General features: G+C 46.1%; 22 protein-coding genes. 12 read left to right on the top strand and 10 right to left on the bottom strand.

Annotated elements, in window-relative coordinates; translation table 11 throughout:
• Positions 1–196: 196 nt before the first annotated feature.
• From KHS38_RS14155 to KHS38_RS14145, 3 genes are all read right to left on the bottom strand, one after another.
• A complete protein-coding gene (locus KHS38_RS14155) occupies positions 197–1,033 on the bottom strand; it encodes an RteC domain-containing protein (RefSeq protein WP_213489256.1) in 837 nt (278 codons plus the stop codon).
• 98 nt (positions 1,034–1,131) lie between these two features.
• Positions 1,132–2,547, bottom strand: a complete 1,416-nt coding sequence (locus KHS38_RS14150) for a cysteine peptidase family C39 domain-containing protein (RefSeq protein WP_213489255.1) — start codon at positions 2,545–2,547, stop codon at positions 1,132–1,134.
• A 24-nt stretch (positions 2,548–2,571) separates the two neighbouring features.
• A complete protein-coding gene (locus KHS38_RS14145) occupies positions 2,572–3,213 on the bottom strand; it encodes a hypothetical protein (RefSeq protein WP_213489254.1) in 642 nt (213 codons plus the stop codon).
• Positions 3,214–3,318: 105 nt separating this feature from the next.
• Between KHS38_RS14145 and KHS38_RS14140 the strand changes: the two genes are divergently transcribed.
• The gene (locus tag KHS38_RS14140) at positions 3,319–3,942 is read left to right on the top strand and encodes a rhomboid family intramembrane serine protease (protein WP_213489253.1); all 624 of its coding nucleotides are present in this window, start codon (positions 3,319–3,321) and stop codon (positions 3,940–3,942) included.
• A 28-nt stretch (positions 3,943–3,970) separates the two neighbouring features.
• On the opposite strand, the gene KHS38_RS14135 is transcribed toward KHS38_RS14140, so the two are convergent.
• Complete coding sequence (locus KHS38_RS14135; RefSeq protein ID WP_213489252.1) at positions 3,971–4,135, bottom strand: hypothetical protein; 165 nt, start codon at positions 4,133–4,135, stop codon at positions 3,971–3,973.
• A gap of 130 nt (positions 4,136–4,265) precedes the next feature.
• Here KHS38_RS14135 and KHS38_RS14130 point away from each other — a divergent pair, with 130 nt between their 5' ends.
• The 4 genes from KHS38_RS14130 to KHS38_RS14115 all read left to right on the top strand — a co-directional run bounded on the left by KHS38_RS14130 (position 4,266) and on the right by KHS38_RS14115 (position 5,846).
• Positions 4,266–4,610 carry a helix-turn-helix domain-containing protein gene (locus KHS38_RS14130; protein ID WP_213489251.1) on the top strand — a complete coding sequence of 115 codons (345 nt, stop codon included), beginning with the start codon at positions 4,266–4,268 and terminating at the stop codon, positions 4,608–4,610.
• An 84-nt stretch (positions 4,611–4,694) separates the two neighbouring features.
• The gene (locus tag KHS38_RS14125; protein ID WP_213489250.1) at positions 4,695–4,901 is read left to right on the top strand and encodes a helix-turn-helix domain-containing protein; all 207 of its coding nucleotides are present in this window, start codon (positions 4,695–4,697) and stop codon (positions 4,899–4,901) included.
• A 46-nt stretch (positions 4,902–4,947) separates the two neighbouring features.
• Positions 4,948–5,379, top strand: a complete 432-nt coding sequence (locus KHS38_RS14120) for a MauE/DoxX family redox-associated membrane protein (protein ID WP_213489249.1) — start codon at positions 4,948–4,950, stop codon at positions 5,377–5,379.
• 182 nt (positions 5,380–5,561) lie between these two features.
• Entirely contained in the window at positions 5,562–5,846 is a 285-nt protein-coding gene (locus tag KHS38_RS14115; protein WP_213489248.1) for a hypothetical protein, read from the top strand.
• A gap of 42 nt (positions 5,847–5,888) precedes the next feature.
• Here KHS38_RS14115 and KHS38_RS14110 read toward each other — a convergent pair whose 3' ends face one another.
• The 4 genes from KHS38_RS14110 to KHS38_RS14095 all read right to left on the bottom strand — a co-directional run bounded on the left by KHS38_RS14110 (position 5,889) and on the right by KHS38_RS14095 (position 12,044).
• Positions 5,889–7,259 (bottom strand): RagB/SusD family nutrient uptake outer membrane protein, encoded by a 1,371-nt coding sequence (locus KHS38_RS14110; RefSeq protein WP_213489247.1) that lies wholly within the window; start codon positions 7,257–7,259, stop codon positions 5,889–5,891.
• An 8-nt stretch (positions 7,260–7,267) separates the two neighbouring features.
• Entirely contained in the window at positions 7,268–10,351 is a 3,084-nt protein-coding gene (locus KHS38_RS14105) for a SusC/RagA family TonB-linked outer membrane protein (RefSeq protein ID WP_213489246.1), read from the bottom strand.
• Between the two features lie 33 nt (positions 10,352–10,384).
• The gene (locus KHS38_RS14100) at positions 10,385–11,668 is read right to left on the bottom strand and encodes a TlpA family protein disulfide reductase (RefSeq protein ID WP_213489245.1); all 1,284 of its coding nucleotides are present in this window, start codon (positions 11,666–11,668) and stop codon (positions 10,385–10,387) included.
• A gap of 100 nt (positions 11,669–11,768) precedes the next feature.
• The gene (locus KHS38_RS14095; protein ID WP_213489244.1) at positions 11,769–12,044 is read right to left on the bottom strand and encodes a hypothetical protein; all 276 of its coding nucleotides are present in this window, start codon (positions 12,042–12,044) and stop codon (positions 11,769–11,771) included.
• A 350-nt stretch (positions 12,045–12,394) separates the two neighbouring features.
• Between KHS38_RS14095 and KHS38_RS14090 the strand changes: the two genes are divergently transcribed.
• Together KHS38_RS14090 and KHS38_RS14085 are read left to right on the top strand one after the other, a co-directional pair.
• Entirely contained in the window at positions 12,395–12,625 is a 231-nt protein-coding gene (locus tag KHS38_RS14090; protein WP_213489243.1) for a helix-turn-helix domain-containing protein, read from the top strand.
• A 371-nt stretch (positions 12,626–12,996) separates the two neighbouring features.
• The gene (locus KHS38_RS14085) at positions 12,997–13,221 is read left to right on the top strand and encodes a helix-turn-helix domain-containing protein (protein ID WP_213489242.1); all 225 of its coding nucleotides are present in this window, start codon (positions 12,997–12,999) and stop codon (positions 13,219–13,221) included.
• A gap of 138 nt (positions 13,222–13,359) precedes the next feature.
• Here the strand turns inward: KHS38_RS14085 and KHS38_RS14080 are convergent, their stop codons facing one another.
• Positions 13,360–14,472: a DUF8808 domain-containing protein gene (locus KHS38_RS14080; RefSeq protein WP_213489241.1), complete on the bottom strand. Its 1,113-nt coding sequence runs from the start codon at positions 14,470–14,472 to the stop codon at positions 13,360–13,362.
• Between the two features lie 611 nt (positions 14,473–15,083).
• Between KHS38_RS14080 and KHS38_RS14075 the strand changes: the two genes are divergently transcribed.
• Positions 15,084–17,000 carry a hypothetical protein gene (locus KHS38_RS14075; protein ID WP_213489240.1) on the top strand — a complete coding sequence of 639 codons (1,917 nt, stop codon included), beginning with the start codon at positions 15,084–15,086 and terminating at the stop codon, positions 16,998–17,000.
• A gap of 102 nt (positions 17,001–17,102) precedes the next feature.
• On the opposite strand, the gene KHS38_RS14070 is transcribed toward KHS38_RS14075, so the two are convergent.
• On the bottom strand, positions 17,103–17,891 hold the full coding sequence (locus KHS38_RS14070) for a hypothetical protein (RefSeq protein WP_213489239.1): 789 nt from the start codon (positions 17,889–17,891) through the stop codon (positions 17,103–17,105).
• Positions 17,892–18,217: 326 nt separating this feature from the next.
• On the opposite strand from KHS38_RS14070, the gene KHS38_RS14065 reads away from it, so the two are divergent.
• The 4 genes from KHS38_RS14065 to KHS38_RS14050 all read left to right on the top strand — a co-directional run bounded on the left by KHS38_RS14065 (position 18,218) and on the right by KHS38_RS14050 (position 23,518).
• Positions 18,218–18,922, top strand: a complete 705-nt coding sequence (locus KHS38_RS14065; protein ID WP_213489238.1) for a hypothetical protein — start codon at positions 18,218–18,220, stop codon at positions 18,920–18,922.
• Between the two features lie 94 nt (positions 18,923–19,016).
• Positions 19,017–20,582, top strand: coding sequence for a hypothetical protein (locus KHS38_RS14060; protein WP_213489237.1), 1,566 nt, complete (start codon positions 19,017–19,019; stop codon positions 20,580–20,582).
• A 30-nt stretch (positions 20,583–20,612) separates the two neighbouring features.
• Positions 20,613–21,467 carry a DUF6615 family protein gene (locus tag KHS38_RS14055; RefSeq protein ID WP_213489236.1) on the top strand — a complete coding sequence of 285 codons (855 nt, stop codon included), beginning with the start codon at positions 20,613–20,615 and terminating at the stop codon, positions 21,465–21,467.
• 62 nt (positions 21,468–21,529) lie between these two features.
• On the top strand, positions 21,530–23,518 hold the full coding sequence (locus tag KHS38_RS14050) for a hypothetical protein (protein ID WP_213489235.1): 1,989 nt from the start codon (positions 21,530–21,532) through the stop codon (positions 23,516–23,518).
• Positions 23,519–23,522: the final 4 nt, after the last annotated feature.

The raw sequence follows: 23,522 nt of genomic DNA, 5'->3' as shown, positions 1-23,522 counted from the left end.
CGTAAATGAAGCGGACAGGGCATCACGGGCAATAAGAAAGGTGTGCAGCCCCGGCCCCTGGTCATGAATGAGGTAGTATGCCGGTAGTACCACAATTGTGCAGATGGGCATCACACGATGGCCGGAAATAAAAATGGCGGACCATAAGGCCCGCCGGAAGCCTGCGCTTGGCTGCAAACCGGAGTCTGATTTCCGCTCAGGCGCCTTGGTCATGATCGAGCTTCCGTAAAATCGCATCCCGCATTTGATCTAAAAGCTTGGTTACACTGAAACGTTTACGTCGTTCAATTTGCGCAAACTTGCGTTGCACCACACCGATAGAAACGTGAAAATGAAGTTCGAACCATCGCACAATCTGGTTAAGACTGGCATTTCCGGAATTCAGCTGCCCGGTAAGCCAGATACCGTAGATGAGTTCCACCAGGCTGAGTACCTCTCCGGTCCATTTGATGTCCGGGGCTGGCAGTTGAGGCCGGTCTTGCTCCCGGCCACCGTTCAACACTTCGAGTTGCTGCATAATATGTAACTGCAGGCGTTCATAAGCCATAAATTTAGCAAAGAGGTTACTCATTGGCCTTGAAAAAGGGGTTTCCTCTTCTGTAATCTCCGGCACCGGCAACATGAGGGAGTTCCCCTCACCCGTGAAATACAAATGATCCATTTCCTCCAATCCGTTTTTGTAATACTGGTAATAGAAGGTGTTCAGCCGGAAAAAACTCTGCAGCCCTTTAAAAGTATCCTCCAGGTACTTGGCCACGGTCCTGCGCGTTCCGATCGGCTGGTTGATGCTGAGATTATAACGCATCGCCTCCTCGATACGGAATGACAGGAGCTGTGGCCGGACATGCTTAAAGATATAAATCTCCTCCCCGGTTTCCATGGGGTCGTGTGCTTCCATAAACTTCTTCAGTTCGCCGATCGCATCATCAATGCGCTCGCGGGCAAGGGTGTACCGTTCCTGCGGATCCAGGTTATGCAAGGCAAGCAGTTCCTCTTTCAATTCACTTTCAATTTGTTCCAGATGTGTTTTCATATGATGTTCCGTTAGATGTAGTAGATAGAAACGATAAAAACTTTCAGGCATACCGGATCATTCCCCCGCTCGGGGAAAATGGCCGGCTGAAGAAAGGGTTAACCCTTCCGCGGAACGGGCGGCGTAAGCCTCGCCTTGAACTGCACGGCCGCAGCTGCACCATCGGCAATGACCAGCAAAGACGTTTGGATCTTCGGAATCAGGGTGGTCATGAGATAACTGAGCACCACGGTGACCGCCAGCACATTGTAACTGACCAGCAGTTGTCCCCATTCGTACAAACCCGCCATCCAGACGCCTGTCAGACTGGCGGCGCCCAGTACCTCCAGCGACAGCAGGTGCTGCATCATTTGCAGCATAAGCCGGTTTCGGGAGGCCGTATGAAGCATATGGTTTGTGAGGTGACTGGTGATGCGTTCCTTTAACAGACCTGCCATAGCCAGTGCCGGTAACCGGCCCGCATCTTTTAAAAGGAGGTTCTCGGCAGAAGTGCCCAAATGGGAAGCATGGGCCAGCGCAAAGGAATAAACCGGCATCCGCCATATAAAACTCGCCATAACCACCGCAAGATAAACCAGGTTAATCAGCCCGGCCAGGGGCAAATAGCACCAGACAGCGGCCAAAAGAAAAACGATCATCAACCCGTCCGGCAACAGGGCAGAAAGCAGATTGATGATCGCCAGCTTCACTTTGTGCATATCCAGCAGCGTAGCGCTAAGCTGTTCCCTTTGCGACACCGGAAAATGCGAACCCGTATCCAGAAAAAAGCCTTCCATCATCTGCCGGGTCAGTTGCTGATGCAATGTTGTTTCGATGCGGAGCAGGATATATTGCCGGAGATAACTGATAACACTTCTGAAAACGCTGATCAGGAATAAAAGCAGCAGCACGATGATGATCACGTGGCTTCGGAAAATAGCATCATCGTTCATCCCCTTTTGCAGTGTCCAGGACATCGCAACGCCGGCGAAGGCACTGGCAGCAGCCAAGAGCGGCACACCTGCCAGCATCCCGGACGGAAATCGGCAATAGGACCACAACAGGTGCCAGGAGGGTTGCGCAAAAGCACTAAGGTCGGCTGATAAGCGAGGGAACAAAAGAGCAGCCCGCGTCTTTAATTTGCCGGTCAGTTCCCGTTCCTGCTGCCAGCCCGCGCCGTAAGCAGGGTCAGCTATGAAATACCGGTAGGCGGAACCGGATTTCCGGGCGCCATAACAAATTTCGAAGTGGGCGCCGCCTAAAGCGGTTTGGGTATGCAAAATGCAGGGCACCTCATGGGTGCGTAAAAAGGATAATTCCACCTGCACAACCCGGCAGTCCAGCCCGTGTTCCTGCGCAAGTCTTTTCAGGTCCAGCAGCGAAAAGCCACCCGGCGGCACCGCTACATTCTTCAGCGCAGCCGCTTCAGTTATCTGACCGACATAGTGCAGCACCATCATGAGGCAGGCCAGCCCGCAATCGTCTTCACCCGACTGACGGACAAAGGAGCGTTTAATCAAACGAACGTTTTCCATGATATCGAAGGTTAAAAGGAAGGATCAGGCCTGGTCGGGAAAAACCAGAATGGAACAAAACGATACACAGCAGATCCACAGCAGTAAAGCCGGGACATAACTCAGCAGCACCAGCCTGAACGACTGACCGAATGGGAGTTTCGCCTCCATTTTCAGTCCCACCGCGAGGAGCAGCCAGTAGCCGAATTCAAAAAGATTGACTGTCTGTAAGGCATAATACCAATCGGCAGGTACCTGGGGAAAAAGCGATAAGGCAGAAAAAACATAGACCCGGTGCCAGTCCAGCAACGTGCCCTGCGGGTAGGCGTGGTGAAAGTAAAGTACTTTGACCGCCGCACCCGCCACGAAAACAAGCTCGGAGCGCAAAACGATATTCAATACCCTCAAAAAGGCAAGTGTCCGGTGCCCGAGGTAGAGCGCCGTGTATAAAATGAGGGCGGTCATTCCAATTTTCAGAGCGAGGTATAAAGCATCATAGAGGTAGAACCATTTCTGCAGATCTGCGTATAAAATAATATCCTGTCCCGGCGAAGCTGTCAATGCATGCCCGCTCTTCTGATAGAAGTTTGGTGTTAATATGAGATGCCGTGTGATCGTGATGAGGAAAAAAGATGATCCCAGCAGTATTCCCGAGCTCATCAATACAGATTTTTTTGTGAAATTCATGACCTAAAAATTTTAGGTAAATTTCCCCGGACAGAAAGACAAGAACAATTACGTGTATGAATAACTTATCAGTCAGACTGATAGGATATATAAAGAAAGTTGCTTATGATACCGCGTATTCTGAATTCTGTGGTCTCCGGAATGCCCGTCACTCTGCTAATAATGGCGGCCGTTTCGATGAACAGTGGTACTGGCCTGCTGGCTCCATCCTATTTTATGAAGCTGTTTTTGCACCCGGTGAGTGTATGGCGTAATCAGGAATACTACCGCTGGCTGACGGCAGACCTGGTCCATAATGATGTGGTTCACCTGGTCTTAAATGAATTTTTGCTTTATTTCGTATGTGGAACGCTGGAGAGATACCTGCGAGCGACCGTCCATGCAGGCAGCCTGAAGTATGCGGTCATCTACCTGAGCAGTATGCTGACCGGGTCCGCATTGGTAACGGTAATTAACCGGAAAGATTTTGAATATTCGAGCGCTGGTGCCTCAGGCAGTATTGTGGGATGTATGTTCAGCTATATGCTGCTCCAACCCCATGAACCTGGCTTTTTCCTGCCGGGGCTCGGCGCCGTAAATAATATGTTCAGCGCACTGATCGTCATCATTGGACTCATCGTGTACCAAGTCCGCAGTAAAAACCCGATGATCAACCATGAACTGCATTTCTTCGGCGCATTGGGCGGCATGGCAGCGACGCTGCTCCTTTTTCACGCCCAACTGTTTTAATTTCCGGGGCGGTGCCCCGGAAATCAGATTACCACCAGCCCAGGCAAGAAGGGCCGGTCGCAGCGGCTACAGCGCCAACAACGGCACCCGCACCACCGAACAAGCCGCCAACGGTTGCGGAAACGGCAATGTTATAACCACAATTGACACCGCCTTTCAGCTCGGCAGCCTGAGCATCACTTAACTCTTTCATGTTCACTTTTTTTTAGTTTCTTCCCGGTATTAGGAATTACTCCAAAAGTGTGCGGATGGCCGGACGGAAGCTAAAGGCCGAACTTGTAATTTATTATATTTGCTTATAGGATAATTAAACAATTTTATGAATGGAGACGATTGGCAGCAAGATCCGGATACAACGTTTAATGAAAAACTACAGTCAGTTTTATATGTCGTTCATGCTTGATATTTCACAGGCTGCCTATTCCAATATAGAAAGCGATAAAACGGAGCTGACCATTAACCGTATCTACCAGATCGCCGAGGTCCTCGAAATTTCGCCGTTCATCCTGATGCCGCCGCCTAAGTTCGGACTGGGCATCAATCTGGTGCATTACCTGCGCACCCTCTTCAAATTCAGAAAAGCATCCGCACGAAGGCTGGCCGGGAAGCGGGCAGAAGCGGAACGAATGGGTATTGTTTACAGGGACATTTCAAAAAACCTGGACTAATAAATTACTACTGTAGCCTTTAGCCTCTTGCCCGCAGGATGCTCAATTTTATGGGACGAATCACCCTGTAAAACTGAACGTCCGATGGATTACAGATCCTATGAGAAAAGACTCGAGTACATCATGGAACTTTTGCAGAAGGGCCGTTTCGGCACGCTGGTCGCTGCAGCCCGCCGTTTCGGTGTCAGCACCCGCACCGTGAAGCGCATGCTCGTTCATCTGCGCGACAAAGGTCATCAGATCGAGTATGACCGGAAAAACAAAAAATATTTCATCAAAAAAGAAGAGTGACATTTTCTGTCTTTAGTGCCCCCGTAACTTTATTCCGGAGGTCAGCATGAACAGAAACCATCACCTAGCACTGCATATTATCATCATCCTTTTAATGATCCTGTGGACCTATACGGCCGCCAGCAAGGCCATGGATCTACGGCTGTTTGAAGTCCAGATGAATAAACAGGTGCTTTTCCCTTTTCTGAAAAAGCCCCTGGTTTACCTGTTGCCACCCGCGGAAGCGCTCATCGCCGTGCTGCTGCTTTTTGACAGCAGCAGATTTACAGGGCTGTATGCCTCGGCAGGTTTGCTATTGGTTTTTTCTGTTTATGTGGCGCTGGCCGTTTTCCGGGTTTTTGAACGTGTGCCCTGTTCCTGCGGCGGCATCCTGCGGACGATGGGCTGGGGAACGCACCTCGTGTTCAATGTATTCTTTTTGCTGTTAACGATGATCGCGATAAATCTCAATTACAGAGAAAGGAGAGAAAGTCTTTAAATCTGGTAACGCAACACGTGGCGCTTCGGGTCAGACCTGAGGCAGCCCACACAGGAGAAGCCGAAAACCCGTCAAAAAGAGTAGGCAACAAATTTCATTTGATCATTTAAAGTTTTTCTGAAAGTTTTTTGATCTAAAAAGCTTTCGTCACGATGAAGAATAAAGTTATCGGCCTGCTGGCCATGGTGATCGCGGTAAGCGCAAGTGCATTCACCACCCCTAAAGCAGCCACCAGCTCAGTGAGCTACAAATGGTTCTCTATTTCAGGCAGCTATAGCCTTACGGCTGCACCCCGCGCTGCGGATGCCATGTATCTCGGCGAGGGTACCACCGCACCGGATGAGGGCTGTCCGAATACCACTGTTCACCAGTGCGTTTCCGGCTTTAACGCCTCGCAGGTGAATTCTTCCAATCAGTTGATCAACAATTCCCAGCTGCCACAGGCAACACCGGAAACAAAAGACTAAGCTGATTTAAGTAAAAAGGGCTTGCTCAGCAAGCCCTTTTTTTTAATATCCCGGATTTTGCACCAGTTTAGGGTTATTCGTAATTTCCGTGAGCGGAATGGGATAAAGCGCCGCCTGGCTTGTCCAGCCCGTCTTCTCCGCACTCAGCACCTTATCCACCAATCCGAGCCTCTTCAGATCTAGCCACCGGTTCCCCCACTCGCAGAACAGCTCACACTGGCGCTCGTGCAGGATGGCGTTGAACAATGACGTTTTATCGCTGCCGGCAAACGCAGGCAAGCCTGCCCGTTTCCGGATCAGATTAACGTCCCCCAAAGCCTCGGTCAGATTCCCGGCGTTCGCCAGCGCTTCGGCCCTGATGAGGTAGAGCTCGGCCAGCCGAATGACCACATAATCTTCCTGGGGCGTCGCCAGGGTTCCCGGATTCTTGTATTTGGAAGGATAAGGATAGGTTTTCCCGGAAACGGTGTTGACCGTTATCCATTTGTCTTTACGCAGATCCCCGGCCTCAAAGGCAGCAGACAGGAAGGAAGTGATGGTGTATTTCGGAATGACTTTCGCGGATGATGGCACAAAGGTGTAGCCTTCCCAGGTCTGTTTACCCGGGTACACCGGGTCAAACTTCATCACCGTTTCCGTGCTCCATGCCGTAAAAACGTTACTAAGGTCTGTTTCCAGCTGAAAAGTTCCGGAGCCGATAACTTTTGTCGCTTCCTGCGCAGCCAGTTCATATTTCGACTCGTACAAGTATACTTTTGCCAGCAGGCCAGAGGCCGCCAATGAGGTCGCCCGGTCATTGGCACTTCCATCGTTCGTTAGATTCGCCTCGGCGAACTGGAGATCGGATTCCATCAGCTGGTAAACCCCGGCTTTCGGAGAACGAGGCAGGACACCGTTCACTGCGTAAGCTGTCGTGGTCACGAGGGGAACGTCCCCGTATAAGTTAACTAAATAAAAGTAAACGAAACTTCTCAGAAATTTAGCCTCTGCCGTCAGTTGGTTTTTGCCTGTAGCCGAGATGCCTGTACTGGCGGTCACCCCTTCTACAGCCGCATTGGCGCTGTAAATGTACTTATAAGCGGAGGTCCAGAGATAGGCATTGGCCGTATTGACGTTGCTGATATGATTGATCAGAAACTCATTATTGGTCGCGTTTACCGTCGCCATGGTCAGCTCATCCGCTGACAGACCCGGATATAAGGTCATACCACCGGAGGCAATATTGAGGGAAAAGGACTGCATCATGTTCACATAAATTCCCCGGATAGCGGCTGTAGCATTGGCACTGTCGGCAAAGACCTGGTCGGTGACCAGCTGATTTTTAGGCTGACCGACATCCACGAACTTTTTACAGGCGCTTAGCAGGATGATCACAAAGAGCAGGGGAAGCACTGGATTGATTATTTTTTTCATAACAAAATTTAAAAAGTAAATTGAAGGCCACAGGTTACGTTCTTCAGGGTAGGAATGCCATAAAAGCTCTGAGTTTCAGGATCATTGCCCTTATAGCGGGTCAGGGTGAACAGGTTTTGTGCGGAAGCGAACAGCCGCAGACCTTTAACGGATATCTTGCGGAGTATTGGAGCCGGGAAGGCATACGAAAGCGAGACCGTTTTGAAGCGCAGGTAAGAAGCATCGCTGATCGTCGCATCCGATTCCGCAAAATAGGTGGCCGAGGTAGCTTCCTCTCCATACTGCGAAGACAGGCGCTGGAACGGAACAACGTCCCCGGCTGTACGCCAGTGGTTCAGCAGCGCAGCGGGAATATTCATCTCGGTTCCGGGCAGGAAACTATAGACCTGCGCCAGGTAGTTGATCCCTTTTTGTTTGCGGAACTCCATCAGGATGTCCAGCCGGAAGTTCCGGTAGGTAAAGCTGTGCTGCCAGCCACCGTAAAACACCGGGTCGAGGTTGCCTACGTTATAGAAGTCATTCAGCTTCGCAGAACTCGCTTCGACTGGGGACTGTGTCACCTGACCGGCCGCATCGTAAAATTGAAACAGACCGCTGGCCGGATCCACACCTGCGGATCTGAATTTATTCTGTACGCTGAGCGGCTGGCCTATCAGGTAGGTGGTAGCATAGCTGGACTGAGCCAGACCGGGAAAGGACAGCAGCTTATTTTGGGGAAAGGTGATATTGAACGAAGTAGACCACGAGAAGCGGGTGGTCTTCACTGGCGATAACTGAAGCGTAAATTCCCAACCGGTATTCTGAACCACGGCATCCCAGTTTTCCAGTACATTACTGAAGCCAGTTTGATTCGGCAGCTGATAAGTGATCAGCTGATGGCCGGAGCGGTTCCGGAACCAGTTGGCACTGAACAGCAAACGGTCCCGCAAAAAGCCCAGGTCGAGGCCAATGTCGAGCTTTTGCGTGGTCGCCCAGCCAAAATCGGGGTTGTACAGGTTCTGCGGGGCATAGCCGATGCTGCCCTGGTAACTGTAAGGCGTGGGCGCCCACCGGGAGAGAAACTGGTAGTTGGCAATCTGGTCATTACCAGTGGTTCCGTAGGTTGCTCTCAGTTTTCCATAGCTAAGGAACGATAGACTTTTCTTAAAGAGATTTTCTTCACTGAACACCCAGGCACCTCCTGCAGACCCAAACGTTCCGAACTCGCGGTTCGGGCCAAAGCGGCTGGAACCGTCACGCCGAATGGCCGCGTCAATGATGTACCGGTTATTCCAGCGCAGGTTCAGCCTGCCGAACAGGGACGTGTATTTGTAAGCCAGATAGGTATCCGAAGCCGTCTGCGTGGGCGCACCGGAAATGGAATGGATCAGGTCGTCATTAATGTAGCCCGTGCCCTGCACCTGGGTTCCCGTGTTGGTTTGCTTCTGAAAGGTGCTGCCGACAAGCAGGTCGGAGACGAGCTTGCCGAAACTGCGCTTATAGTCCAGTTGCGGCTCCGCGATCCAGGTCGCAAAGTTATTTTTGCCGAAAAGCGCGGAAGCCACGGGATTGTATCCGGGGTTTTGTGCGCCCGCAGGCGTACCGCTGTATTCATCGCTGCCAAAGGTACTATAGCCCAGGCTGGTCCGGAAAACAAGCCCGGTGATAATCCGGTAGCTGGTAACCAGATTGGCATTCAGAGAGGTGTTTTGAACCGAATACGGTTGCTTCAGGTAGGCATAGGGATTGTAAGCAGCATAGGAACCGTCGAGCGGCACATTTTGGTAGTTCCATACCAGGTTCCCCCTGCTGTCGAGGGGCGAGGGATAGTTTGGCTCCAGCGTATAGGCCGACAAAATAGAAGGATTGCTGGCCGAATTATTCCTGTCGTAACCGTAAAGTGCCGAAAAGTCGACATTCAGGCGCTTATCCTCCGAGGTATGATGAAGGCCTGTGGAAAAAGTGATACGCTCATCTGCGAAATCGCCGGGGAAAATGTAAGTGTCTCGATTGACGCCTGCACCCAGGCGGAACTGCGTACTGGCCGTTCCGCCGCTTAAAGCCGTATTGAGGTTAAGGCTGGAGGCCGTATTACCCAGGAACTCTTTTTTCCAGTTCGTATTCCGGGTGGCATCAAAAACGGTCAGGTCTGGCGCAAATGCCTGATCGGAAGGGTCGCTGCTGGGTATAAGTCCGTTGTTAGCAAATGCCTCTTTCCGCATGGCCAGGTATTGCGCCGTATTCAGCATGGGCATCGTGGAGCCGACGAAGCTCAGCCCTTCAGAAAGGTTGAGGCCTAACTCCGTCTTTCCCATTTTCCCCTTTTTCGTGGTGATCAGAATAACGCCGTTGCCGCCACGGGAACCATAGATGGCAGTCGCGTCCGCATCCCGGAGGACTTCGATGCTCTCTATATCACTGGGGTTAAGATTATTGAACGGGCTCAGGCCGCCGCTGTGATTATTGTAAATGTTGCCGTTGCCCGGCGCGGCAAGGGATGAAAACTGATTGATGTTCGTGTTCTGTGCGGCATAAGGGACGCCGTCAACGATAAACAGTGGGTTGTCCGAGGGAGCAAACGGGCTGGCGGTCCGGTTGGGGTTGAGCGTGTTCTGCCCCCGGATTTGGACGTTAAACGAGGCGCCGGGCAGGCCGCTGGTGGAGGTCACCACCATACCAGGCACTCTGCCCTGAAGCGCGGCCAGTGGATTGGTGACGACCTGTTGGCTGAGTTCCGCAGCACTGATCTTGGAGATGGTACCGACAGTATTCCGCTGGGAGGTGGTGCCATAGGCGATCACATGAACCTCGTCCAAGCCGGTGGTTTTCGTTTGGAGCACGACACGAAGGGTTTGTTGCGGGCCCACCGTAATCTCTAAGGGTTCCGCAAAAGCGGCGGTAAACCGCAGGACAGTACTAGCGTCATTAATTCGGAGTTTGAAGTAGCCTTTCTCGTCGGTGACGCCAACGGTTTTACCACCTTTAACGGCGATGGTGATCCCGTCCAGCGGTTCGTTTCTGGTATTCACCACCGTGCCGGTAATCGTTTGGGAGAAGCACAGTTGGGATAGATGAAGCAATAAAAAGCAGAAGATAATGTAGGTGAGTTTCATATCAATCAGGTTAGGAAATCTAAAGGAAGTGGATCAATCTGTTCTTTCTGAGAGGACGAGGAAGGTAACGGGCCTTTTTTCAAGCGTGAGGGAAAACCCCTGTTTGGCAAAGCTTCTGGCCAGTGCCTCCTTATTGGATATTAGGTAGGGCAAGGTCAGGTCAACATTGGGTTCAAAACCGGTTTCATCGATAAAAGGCATTTTATACCGGACCTCCAGCTCCTGTAAGATGGAGCCAAGCGAATAGTGATGGAAGTAGACCGGCACCCGCGTGCCATCATTCATATTCGTCTCGTGTTTCGTCCCGGCTGAACTGACCGGCAGATGCCCGTCTGGCGAACGCCGGAGCACAAAGCACAGCGTATCGATGCGCGACGTATCAAAACGGAGACTGAAATAATGGTCCAGATCATTTCGCATCAGTTGCAGGGCAGCCGCTTTGCTGCGCGGCGCAAAGCTGGCCTCGTAACAAAATTCATTGCGGGCACGCCAGTTTTTGGAACTGGTGCTGTCAGGCGAATACTCCGCGGGATTCTTGACCCGGTATAAGGTTCGGGTGTCCGGGAAACCGGCAAACGCGGGATTGGCTACCCGGTACGCTGTTATTTTCATGCAGTTGGGCAGCGTGATCCGGGAAATGAGCCCGTTGTCATCCTGATGGAAAAAGAATCCCCCGCTGAGTCCTTCCACATAGGGCGTCAGGAAAGAGTGGTAGATAAACCCAGGCGCATTGCCACCATTCCCGGCGACAAAGAGCGGCTTCTGGAAATCGTAGGCGATCTCCCCTTTTTTCGCCAGCCGTAAAGAATCTCCGTTTAGCATTTTACGGATATTAGCCTCGGTTACGCTTTCGGCGGTGGTGATCGCCTGCACCTTGTTGTCTTTGATCCAGACCAGGTGCGGGATTTCCTTGTGCGGGAACAGGTTATTGAGCACGGTGTCGTTCAGGACACAAGGGAACTGGTAATACTTCCGGCGCTTTTCGAGAAAGGCTATGGCGTTCTCCGGCCGGTCGCGCACCTTTTTGGAATTGACTAAGATGATCTGCAGGTCTTTCGGATGCCTGCGCTGAAGCGCGTACAGGTCAGGGAAATGAGAGATGCAGGCTGAACACCAGGTGGCCCAGAAATCCAGGATAATGAGCTTATCCGAAAGCGTATGAAGTGGTAAGGACGGCGAATCGTAACCGGTGATATCGGTAATGGTCAGATCGGGCACCGTCGCACCGATCGGCAGGCCCCGGTCTTCTATGGTTTTTTGTGCATGCGCCCTTAAAAAAAGGCATAGCAGTCCCAGTAAGCAAATTTTGAGCTTCATTTTGAATGGTTAAAGAATAAAAAATACGTGAAGAAAAAAGGAAACGGACGGTATTTACTCCGGGGGAGAGATGAGGTGCAGCCAGGTAAAAACGGAGTGTTTACGCATGGGGACGCTCCTCCTGATCACCAGAACTGCTGCCGGTTTGATGTTCCATGTAGGCCGCGGCGACCAGGTCATTCAGTTGGTCGAATACGAGGGCGACCTCTTGATCAGATACTTCGCCACGCAGCGTGCAGTCCTTGGTCACCCAGCACTGGAATAGCCGCCAGAACATAAGCTGGACGGACTCCGGAGAGTTCCTGTTAAAAAAGGTAGTGATGACCTTTTTTAAAGGAGGATTAAATGAATTGTTGTTTATGTGTACCGCTTCCATACTCTTGAAAAAGTGGCAAGCTGCTGGTATAGCTATGAAAACATTGCGCGTGGTACCCAGCTTACCGTCTTAGAGGCCGTGAGAATTGCCCTGACACGAGTAAGTGAGCCCACGCACAATGCCTGGGCAATTCACTTATCGCCTTGTGTCATTTGAAATTTCTCACGTTTCTAAGACAAGACTTTAAGCAAATGCTTCTAAATTTTTGAAGATTTGCGAAAATATAATTTCCTAATCACATAGGTTTTATTTCATGAAGGTAAATATACAAAATAAAATTGATCGTGGTAATTTATTACCACGATTTATATGTTTTTTAAGACAAATTTTCCATTCGCTTTAAAGATGTGATGGTAAAAAAGGTAAACAGTCAAATCCAAGTCGATTTCGGTAAAAATTTAAGAAGAATAAGAGAGGAAAAAGGTTTAAGCCTTGCTCAAATGGCGGTAAACTGTGATGTGGACAAAAGTAACATCGCGAAAATTGAAAATGGAAAGTTCAATATTCAACTTTCTAAAATTTTTGAACTTGCGAAAGGATTAAACATAGATGCCAAGGAGCTACTTGACTTCAAGTTATAGCTGTTGAACGTTATATAGTACGCTTTGACAAAATTTCATCTGCTTCAAAGGACAAATAATGATTTTACTTGCCCTTCAGTATTTTATCAATTTAAAATGTATTGCTAAGTATATGACTACCCATATTAATATTAAGCCAATTGCATAATACAATTGCTTTCGCCTCGGCGAGTTGCTGAAAGAATGCGACTCGGCATTCTCTCCTTTCATTTTCTTCATGGTGAAGCGGTTTGCTTATAATTGGTGGTGCAAATTACCAATTACCTGAATACTATGCTACTAATAAACTAATACAAAGTAAGCGAATGTAGGGTTATAACCCTACACTTTTCATTATTAAAAGAAAGATTTTAGCTACCGTACTCAATTGGATGGCTAGCGAAACTCATAAGGAATATTTAAAGCGCTTTGGTGAACACCTAGCATCGCTACGCAAAGAACGAAAGATCTCCTATCGTAAGCTCGCCCAAATATGTGATGTTGATTTCGCTGACATCAGGAGGTACGAGAAAGGAGAAATTAACATGACGTTTTCCTCACTTATTGAACTGTCGAAAGGATTAGCTGTCCCATTGAAAGACCTAATGGATTTTTAGTATTGCTCATCTAAATGAGACCTTGCAATTGTCAACTGCCTTAATTTTTTAATTTAGATGCTAAGTATACAGATGTTCAGCCTCACTTTTTAAATATAAAAGGGTGGCTAGTCAATTTTAATCACATTTATATTTGCATCAGATGATCCATTCTTCGAACCCTCGAGTTGAAATTAAGTAACGGCAACTGTCTTTAAGCTTATCTAGAGCCACATTAGGCCAGCCGTCTTGCTCATTCTGCCCCAAGAGAGCGATACGCAGTTCTTTTTGAAAGCGCTTTTCCTTTGCCTTATGAAGCAGATGCCAATAATAAGTAATAAGATCCTTACGCTTATCAATCAAGCTTTCTGCCGGTATCTTATCCCGCTTTTGATTATTTAGCTTGGCTTGCGCTGGCAGTAAGTTCCAAAGATCATTGTTTTTCCAAATGGAGAAGGGAATGATATGATCAATATCATACTGGCTAATTTTATTACCGCTCCAAACACAATATACTGTTCCTTCACTTTGCAGTAGCTCTTTGTAAAAGGTTTTGGATGCAGCAATTTCCCGAGCAGTTATGGGGCTCTTGAGCACTTCGTTGATTACATGGTTCACAGAAAGGATTTTACCAGACGCAGCAACAGAGAACTCAGCCCACTTAAACAGAATTGCATCTTGTCCAATGATGAAGCTACCAAGTAGCTTAAACGCCTCATAATATTCCAGCGGAATAGAAAAATAGCCAAAAGACTTAATTAAGTACTCGGTATCAATACTTTCCGCCTTTTTTCTGCTGCCTGCATTTTCGTACTGATAGATGCTATAGAAATTCTGAGAAATGGATCTGCCCAAATACTTCATGGGCATGGTAGTAATAGTTCTATTTAAATTTACAACAAGATCAAGGAAAGCCTCGGTTATAGGCCTTGGAATGCCTTTACTTTTAAGATCATTGTAAAATGCGGAGAATCCACCAATGCCTTTATAGTATTTAGTAAGTTGCTTTAACTTCGCCCCGAAGACAAGATTGGCTGAGCCATTGATTTGAGGGATTAGTACCTCTGATTCGACAATTGGATAATAATATAGCAGCCATTTTTCTATTAGTAATCCCATCGGAAGGTTTGCTCTATTTTCCTTGAAATACAAGTATGGTGAATTGTCTTCTATAAGGTCGATGGTACCTCTAAGTAGTGCGAACTTGTAAGTAGTGGATTTACTGTCCCGTTCAAGAATTTTATTAATGTTTATGAAAGTCTGGGCATCCATTGTAGCGGTTAATATAAGCAGTAATTAGTAAAACTTCCGATCGTCTTCATAAAGTTTATTCCTATAATACCTTTGCTAACCATTCCATCCTGTTATTGGCTGATTACAAGTCGGAAGCCACGCGGAACATTTCGTGAACTATTTCACAGAAGATCGGGAAGGATAGCGGTTTAAATTGTTTGGTTTGATCCTTTGACAACTTTAGTCAGATAAAAGGATTTGACATCTATCAAATTAATAGCTAGCTTCCAATTTGTTAAAATTATTATTGGTAATAAATAGTTATCTATTGTCGGTCGTTAATAACACCAGTATTATTAAGGTTGGTAATTATGGCCTTCCGGCTAAGAACGATTTTTCAAATTTAAAGCATTTGCTTTATCTAAAAAGTTTTGGAGGAAGAAAACCGATTAGCGATGACGGAATCTTTAAGGCTCTTTTAGGTGACAATGTAATCAGCTTTGCGAAGTTTTTAACCTAGTTGATCAGTTGACCTGATTCGTTTAAGCCGCCTCGCCATGGTCATTGTGGAAAATTTAGATTGTTTGCAAATTGGTCAGCGGTGTGGCAATGTTTAATTTTATCCTCATTTATATTAAACAACGTTAGTAATGAGTAGGTCTGACCGCGTAGAATTTTTCTCGAAACATGACATGATGATCCCACATATGCTGGAAAAGGCGGAAAGATTGCTGGAACATGATCTCGATTTTTCAGTGATGAACCTGAACGATCTGTTAGAATTTCATCATGTGCACAAGCATTTTGAAGGCGGTTTTTACCTGGTCCGATGGTCTGAAGCGGTCAAATTAGGTTATGAAGCAAAAGTGAAGGAAGCGATTCAGGCGATCAAAGTTTTTCTATTCAACCTTGCCCCAGCGGATTTCAGCCGGGTGATCGGGCAACTGGAGTTCAGCAACCGTTCTAATTTTTGGCAGTTGTTCCGGTATTTTGAAATTTTTAAGCGGGTGGATAAGCCCCTCTTTGCAGAATTGTTAAATGATCATCCCCGGCATATCCGCTATATCCTGTCCTTGGAAAAACTGGTCCAGTTTTACAGTGCAGAGGTGCGTGCGTTTTTATTGAGCGCTGAAGAAAGCGCGGAGATATTGCTTGGTTATTATGAACAGAAACATATTGGCGAGTCACCAGCATGGTATTTCCCCAAAGCCCTGACGGATAATGATAAAGAAGAGATCATCAATGTTTACCTCGATTCGGAGGAACCGAACCTCAATTTTGTCGAACTGGTTAGGCATGCAAGGCAGCTGAAGCTCTCTCCCCGTACCCGTTTGAAAGCAAAACAGGTTGCCGGAAAAATCAAGGAGCCCATCTTGAACAGTCCGAATGCGACCCGGTTTACCATGGGGGCTACTCTGAATAAAGACCAGGATGATGCGGTGGCTTTCGAGACCGATGCTGACGGTACGATGGCGATTTACGGCGGCAAATACTTCGATTCGCTCCGCAGCGACCTTGAATTGTTTCTTGTGTTCAGTAACCTTTTCTTGTATTCGGACAAAGAGGGGCTGATCACGCTGGTCAGCCATCTTTCAGAGATGGATCAGCTGGAGAAACTGTTCACACAGTCAAGAAGCGAATATATGACTGGAATGGTTTTCGCCAAAAAGAATATGTTGTCTATGGCGCAGCTTGGTATCTTCGGCCACTATCTCAAGGAACGTGGTCGCCCCATCGAAGCCGTCATCGATGGTTTTATCAATGATTTCTTCAAAGAAATTTGGGGTATGGCTAACCTGATCTTCAAAATGCCCCAGGCGGACTTATCGGCTTTTGAAAAAATCCGTCTTTTGGCTCCCGATATGGAATACCTGCTTAAACAATACAAAGCTTTTGTCAACGACGGTGACATCGAACATGAGCTGTTGCAGATGGATTCAACACCGCTTAACTTCAGCGATCTGCCGAGCCTGCTCGCTAAAAAATACCTGTTCAGCACACACAGCACTATTCTTGAATTGCAGGCGATCTTTTTTAATCCAAACAGTATGCTGGCCCGGCGTGGCGAGGAAGGCAACGACGAGACAGTTTTTCATGCCCTAGCCACCAAGCCAATGCTAAAAACCGATTTTGAGGATTACCAACGAGCCTATATTGAACGTTTTATTAGTGAAGGCTATCTGACTATCAATGAGGAAGGCGTTCTAGAAATGGTGGATCCGGTTATGATATTTATTGCAGGCCGTCTATATGAAACTGGACATATCAGTTACTGGCATTACTCATCGGAACTAAGGGTAGCAATCGACCGGATGACAGAGGAAGGGCTGCTTGAGGTTTCGGACAGGCTGCTAACCAAGGAAGAGACCAGCTACTTGAATTTTTACCTGAATGCGAAGGAGTTCAGTAACGGGCTGGACCTGCGGAATAAATACCTGCATGGCTCCCATGGCCGTGATATAAAGCAGCAGGAAATGGATTACCTATATTTCCTGCGTACATTTATTGTTATCTTAATCAAACTTTGTGACGATGTGGTATTGTGGCAAAAATTCCAACGGTCATAAATTTGTTTAGTCTGTGCAGGTGATCGGCATGCTTATTATTAATGAACCATGAAACTTTATTTTGATCTCATTCTAATCAGGAAAACTGCGAAATTGCTAATGCTAATTTATCTCGTTAATCATTTCATCTGCTTGTGCAGCTAAGTTAGCAACGTGACCGACCAGGAAAGCACTGATCAATGATAATGCATAGTCGCGGTCAATCGGTAAAGTTATCTCGTTAAACAAATCATCTACATAACTTTCGGCATTCCAGAGTTCAAGGGTTTGTTTCGAATTTTGCGGCTCCATACGCTCTACTATGCGGTCAAATTCGCTATTGGCTTCCACAATAAATTCGGCACGATCCTCATAGCTTAATGGAAGTGATGTAATTTTTACGCTTGTTTTAGGGTCTTGGACTTTCGGCGGTTCGGCGCTTTCATTATCAGCCATTTCGGCTAAACTCTTTTCTAAAAGATAAGTGGGAGAAAATATGACAGAGCCATCATAGTGACTAAGGCAATGCTTGTAGTAATCCAATTCATCATCAGGGTCGAAAACCATATCATGTTCGCGCTCGACACCCGCAACCTGAAAGTCCCATTCCACTAATGGAATTTTATTTTGATTGATAAATTTCAGCTTTGCTAATTCCAACTCAGGCTTAGTTGCGTTTATTAAATCCGGCCATTTATTAAACCTAAGCATTTTTGCTACGAGGTGCTGGGCACTCATTAGTGTGAAACCTTTATCGTCGATTTCGTAGTCCTCGAAAATGGCATCAACGTCGAAGAACTTTGGATCATATTCCAAATATGAATTGCCGTCCTCCTCTAAAATAGTTTTTTGGGTCTTGTAATCTCGATGGAGATTTTTCGCTTGAAGTTTGAAAAAATCGATGTGGTTCATAATATATCCTTATGTTAACCAAGCCGATTATCTGAAATTTGCGTCCGTAATCTGTTGTTCGATAATAAGCCTGGTATAAGTTTATATTATCTAACCGATGGACGATGAAATCTTTGCACGGACGAGCAGGCTTACCAACAAGCACATCCAAAAGTAAATTGATTTTTTCTGAAAGTCAATAGCAAATTAATTATTTCATTAGCTAAAAGATAGTTGGCGATTAGGGCGTTAAAAAACATTGATTAGGTAAATTTTTAGCGACACAAGTATTGGCTATCTTCATCCCTTTGTTTCGGTAATTCAAATGCTGAACATAATATATAAGTATGACAGACAAAGCAATTCAGGAGATCATAGATCACTTTAACCGAAAAAATTCCCAGGCATATATTGCTGCACATCCTATAGGGGAAAATGTTGAATATGGTGTAGTATGGAAAGATATTGACTTCAATAAGTTGGGGGACGTATCGCCGTACCGGTTCTATTTTATTAAAAACAAAAAAGGAAAATGTATTGGGGCGGTCCTCGATATGAACATGGATCTGCATTGGTACATTGTTCCGGCAGCCCGTAAAAAAGGCTTTTTAACTAATGCATTAATACAGTTTATATTGCCCCACCTATCCAAAATCAGAAAAGAGCAAATCATAACCATTAACAGGAGTGACATTGGGGATGATAATTTTGAGGCGTCTTTAAAAACAGCAAACCTGGCGGGCTTTAAAATGGTTGGTGAAAAGGGAGATAAAATAGTATGCAGCCAGAAACTTTTCAAGTATAAAAAGACAATGCTGAGGGAAAGATTTGTGGGAATTAGTTACGAGCAGATGGTGAAGCAAAGGGAAAAAATGAATGTGGTTATAGGTAACTTATGGCAGATTAAGGCAGAGGTAGAAATGAAGTTAGGGAAATCTAAACTAACGAGGGAATTGGATAGGTATATTGATAAGCTGGAATTATACCGTGGCTTAAAACTGGATGATGCGGTTTATGATTTTGAGCAGCAGGCGAAAAGAATAAAGAGGTAAAAGGATAAAATCAGGTAGCTAAGCGCTTGCCGAAGGCAGCGGTATAGAATTATAAACGGATAAGTGTATTATTGCTTTACTAACTTTATCACTTATGGAATTAGATCCTTCAGTTTTTGACGATAAACTTGCCGATTTTCATGCCGAATGGACATTAGCCGCCATACGGAACATGACCCTGGAAAGGTATGCTAACCTGAATGACCCGACATCTTTTTGTTATTGGCTGGAATATGGAAGCGCGGAACTGGGCGCTATTGGAAATAACTCACTAAATAAATTTGGTATCTGGATACCAAAAGAAGAGGATAAACATTTTGCTAAAATGTTTGAGTATGACGGTACCTATGCGTGGTATGCCACACTCGGTAAAACTGCTGAAGAAGCATTCACCACCATCCATAACCGGATTAAAGAGATTGTCAGATTAGCCCAGGCGAATCAATTTGCATTGATCGAGGATATCAAAACCCATTCTATCGTCAAATGGAAAATCGCCTTTTTATACTCCCATAAACAGCTCTTGCCCGTTTACAGTAAACCTGCGCTACTTCAGATCGCCAAGGGACTAAGCGGAAATTTTAACAGTTCCACTACGGTTTACGAAATGCAGACCTATATCCTGGAACAAAAGCCTCCCGAAGAACCTGTTGAGGACTTTGTTGCGCGTGTTTATAAGCTGTACCGGTTAAAAGACAGAAGATTCTATGTTTTCGGTAGTAAATACAGTGATGAGCATGGCGGTGATACGGTCGATGTATTTCCCGATATGCTGAAAGCAAGTGATCTGGCAATTGGTTTTATGGATTATTATAACTTCAGTCCTTATGCGCTTGCCAACCCGGCAGAAATAGACCAGATTGTAACGAACAACTACAAGGAGAAAAAACCGGAGATTTCAAAGATGAAGCGGTATTTCCGCCTTTTGCTGCAAATCCGCGAGGGTGATATTATCGCGGTGAAATCACAGGGAACGCATAACAAGCTAACCATAATAGCCTATGCAACGGTAGTTAAAAGGAATGGAACTGTTTATAGTTACCAGCCAAATAAGCTGGGGCACCATATTCATGTGGAGTTTATGGATTGGGGATTTAAGCGGAGTACGGGCCTGACCTATGCGGAGACGATACATGAAATAAAGGTTGGAAAACCAGAGTTGAAGAAAATCTTCGGGCCTTATGCGCTATTTGCAAAAGGATCAAAAGCGCCGGAGTTGACTGAAGAAGAAACAGAGGGAGATGAGGACGACAAGGACAGAGACGAAAATGATTATACCAGGGGAAATAAATCGCAGGTGGTGGTCAGGCAGATACATAACATGATGCAGAACCGGTTTATCCGTTACTTAAAGGAAAAACATAAGGGGCATCGCGTGGAGCGGGAATATGAAAACCGTGTCGATGTGTACAGGGAATCTGGTAAATCTGAATGGATGTATGAAATCAAGCCTTTTGAAAGCCCATACCGCTGTATCAGGGAGGGCATCGGACAATTACTGGATTATGTACACCGTTTCAAAAAGCACCCGGATTTAAAAATTATTATTGTTGGGCCGGAGAAGCCCAGCGCAAGAGATCAAAAGTTTATTGCCCATATTCAGCAAACCATAGGTTTAGATTTTGAATACCAGAACTTTGATTATTTAAACCATACCTGATTAAACTAATACTGATTACTTTAATTTCTCATGGCTAATTCAGAAGATGCATTGAATTTTTTCTACCAATACGGCAGCCGTATCTGGGAGCGAATGCGCTTCGCCAGAGTCAGAAACCAAAGGGTCAGTGAAACGACCGTAACAGAAAACCTGATCTTTGACTTTTGGTATCAGGCAAAAGCAGACCGCTTGCCTATAGAAATCTATGAGGCAAAAGCAGAGCAACAAAATGGGAATGACCTCGAAGTTTTTATAGAAACGAGAAAAGGCTACCTGCTGATCGCATTGCAGGCAAAGATCCTTAGCAAAAAAGGAAAATACCCCAATATCAGCCACAAAGTTGATGGTTCCTACCAGATAGACCTGCTGATCGATTATGCGAAAAGGAAAGGCGGCCAGGCCTGCTACCTTTTTTACAATTATTTTGATGATGGCGGATACCATGACAGGTTGGAAGAGTCGGGAAAGTATCGTTACCGGCAGTTTGGGCTTACCGCCTGTAATGCCGAATTGGTTAAGCTGAAATTTTTCAAGGCTGCGAAGCCTGGAAAAACGAAGGTGAAGATACCTGCTTTTGAAGATCTGCATCCCTTGCATGCTTTCCCTTTATCAGAAATGCTCAGGATACTTACTGATGCGCCGGCAATGGAGATTTTTGAGGAACTGGCAGAAATGGTTAAGCTCCCGATTGTTTATTATTCGAGGGAAGACATTGATGAAGCGCATGGCTGGAATGAGATTGAACCAAGAGGTAAGATCAGTGGAATACCGGCAAAGGAAATTTTTGCCGCGCCAACGTATGATCTACAGCAAGGATTCAAGCCAAAATACCGGATTGTACTCACCAGGGAACGTGCTGCAGGAGGTTTATACGTACTTTCCTGAATTTTATATTGTTCCTTCAGCAAGGGTGAGCTAACTTGTAACGTCTAAACCCTAATATCCAAATGCCAGACCTTCGACAACAACTGCTAACTAATAAGAATTTCAATCCCTTTAACCAGGCATTTAATGTTACCGCCTTACAGAATGCTCTAAAGGCATGGGGTGAAGCGCTGCCGTCCGAAGAAAAGGATGACCTGATGCCAATGATTAATACCTGCCGGGTAATTACGTTACTCAGTGCAATATTCAAAAACATTTTAGAACAGATCGAGAGCAACCTGATTAAATCTGGCCTTTCCTATAAGGAAGTATCGGAATGCCTGGTAGCACAACATAACGGCACTTATACAGATATGCTAAAAATGTATAGGAAGGGACAAAATGGACAGGCACATATAGAATTGACTGAATTGTTTGCCCACCGTTCAAGCTCTACCGATCCAAGTATTGGCAACATTAATACATCCAGTGGTTTGGTCGCTACTATAGATGTGATGAATGCGTTGATGGGGAGCGCTGGTTATTTTAAGAAGCAGATGAAAACCGTTAGCGGTCAATCGGACTCCCTTTCTATATTTTATTTGAACCAACTCGATCTGATCTCCAATGTTTATTTCGGTTTTAAAACATCCTATGACTCCATGGTTTGCAACGATGGATTTTATCGTGTGACCGGAAAAAACCAATATGCTATTTGGTTCAAAGATCAAAGGAGGTTAGTGCTGGAAGAGATCGGTAGGTTCAGGTTACAACAAGAAAGCCTTTCTTACTACCTGCAGTTAAGTGAACATTTAAGCAAGCATCCGGATAGCCCTTATTACCCTAAAGCGTGGGTTCAAAGAAAGGTTGAAAATATTCGGATTGAAGCCGTTTCTTACACCGCCACCGGATATATTGAATATGTGCTGTCAGTAGGAATTGATCAGACTGAGCGCGGTGACGAGCTTTCTTTTTTTGGATCGATACAGGCATTTTATGGCTTTTTGGAAAATGCAGCGCTTCCCCGTCTTCAACCGCTGCGCTTATGGGATGTACTATGCCTTTTCAGCATGGTGCAACATTTATTTAATAAGGTTGCCGACATATCGGTTGAACAAGGGGATTGTTTTACCTTAGCAGAAGTGCAGCATATTCCTTTCCGGATAGCCCGAAAAAGCCTGGTAGATTATCTGCTCGCCAGAACAACCTATACCCAGGCAGAGGTAGAAAGCTTTGTCAATTTATTGAGCAATGGGCCTGAAGACCGCGTGAATTTTTGGCAGCGGCCTTTCTTGCCATCTGACGAAGATTTGTTAGTTCCCTTTTTAACGACTGTGGCACCGGTGACCTACTACCTGATTGATTACTGGTTAGAATCGGGCGGATACAAGTTGGAAAAACGGGGCAAAGCCTTAGAAAACCATGTAAAGGCCAATATCGGCAAGCATTTAACCAAAAAAGGATATTCCTTTCATATCCCAACGGCAAACAGGTTTAGAATTCCCTCCGGAGCTTATGAAGAGATCGATCTGCTATTGGTGCTGAAAGATATTGTAGTGATTGCAGAAATTAAGTGCATCAGGTACCCGATGGAACCATTTGATTATCATTTCAGTTATAACCGGTTAAGCGAGGGAGCTGCACAGGTGAATAAAAAAACGGATTTCCTTATAGCCCATACGGAAGAATTGAAGCCCATAACCGGCGATATCAGCGGCAAAAAGATTGTACGTGCGGTAATTACCAATTACCCAATTTTCACGGGTTGCATCATTGATGATGTACCAGTAATGGATTTTTACCTGTTTGAAGGGTACATGCTTTACAACCGGATCATTCATTTTACCAGTTATTCCGAAAACAAACAGATTGTAAATGAACGGGAAGGGGCGAATGTCCTATATAATACAGAAGCAGAGTTTTGTGCCAACCTTGATGATTACCTGCGTAACAATCGCCTGCTAAAAATGCACGAGTCGAAAGTCAAAATACATGATCAAAAAATGACCGTTAACGAATTTCCTGTGCAGGTATATTTACAGATGGCCGCTTTCCAGGATGCGCAAGTTTAGCGGG

Origin of the sequence: Mucilaginibacter sp. Bleaf8 (genome assembly GCF_018390515.1) — a bacterium.
In the GTDB taxonomy this organism is placed as follows: domain Bacteria; phylum Bacteroidota; class Bacteroidia; order Sphingobacteriales; family Sphingobacteriaceae; genus Mucilaginibacter.
This window is presented reverse-complemented; position numbering and strand designations above follow the sequence as displayed.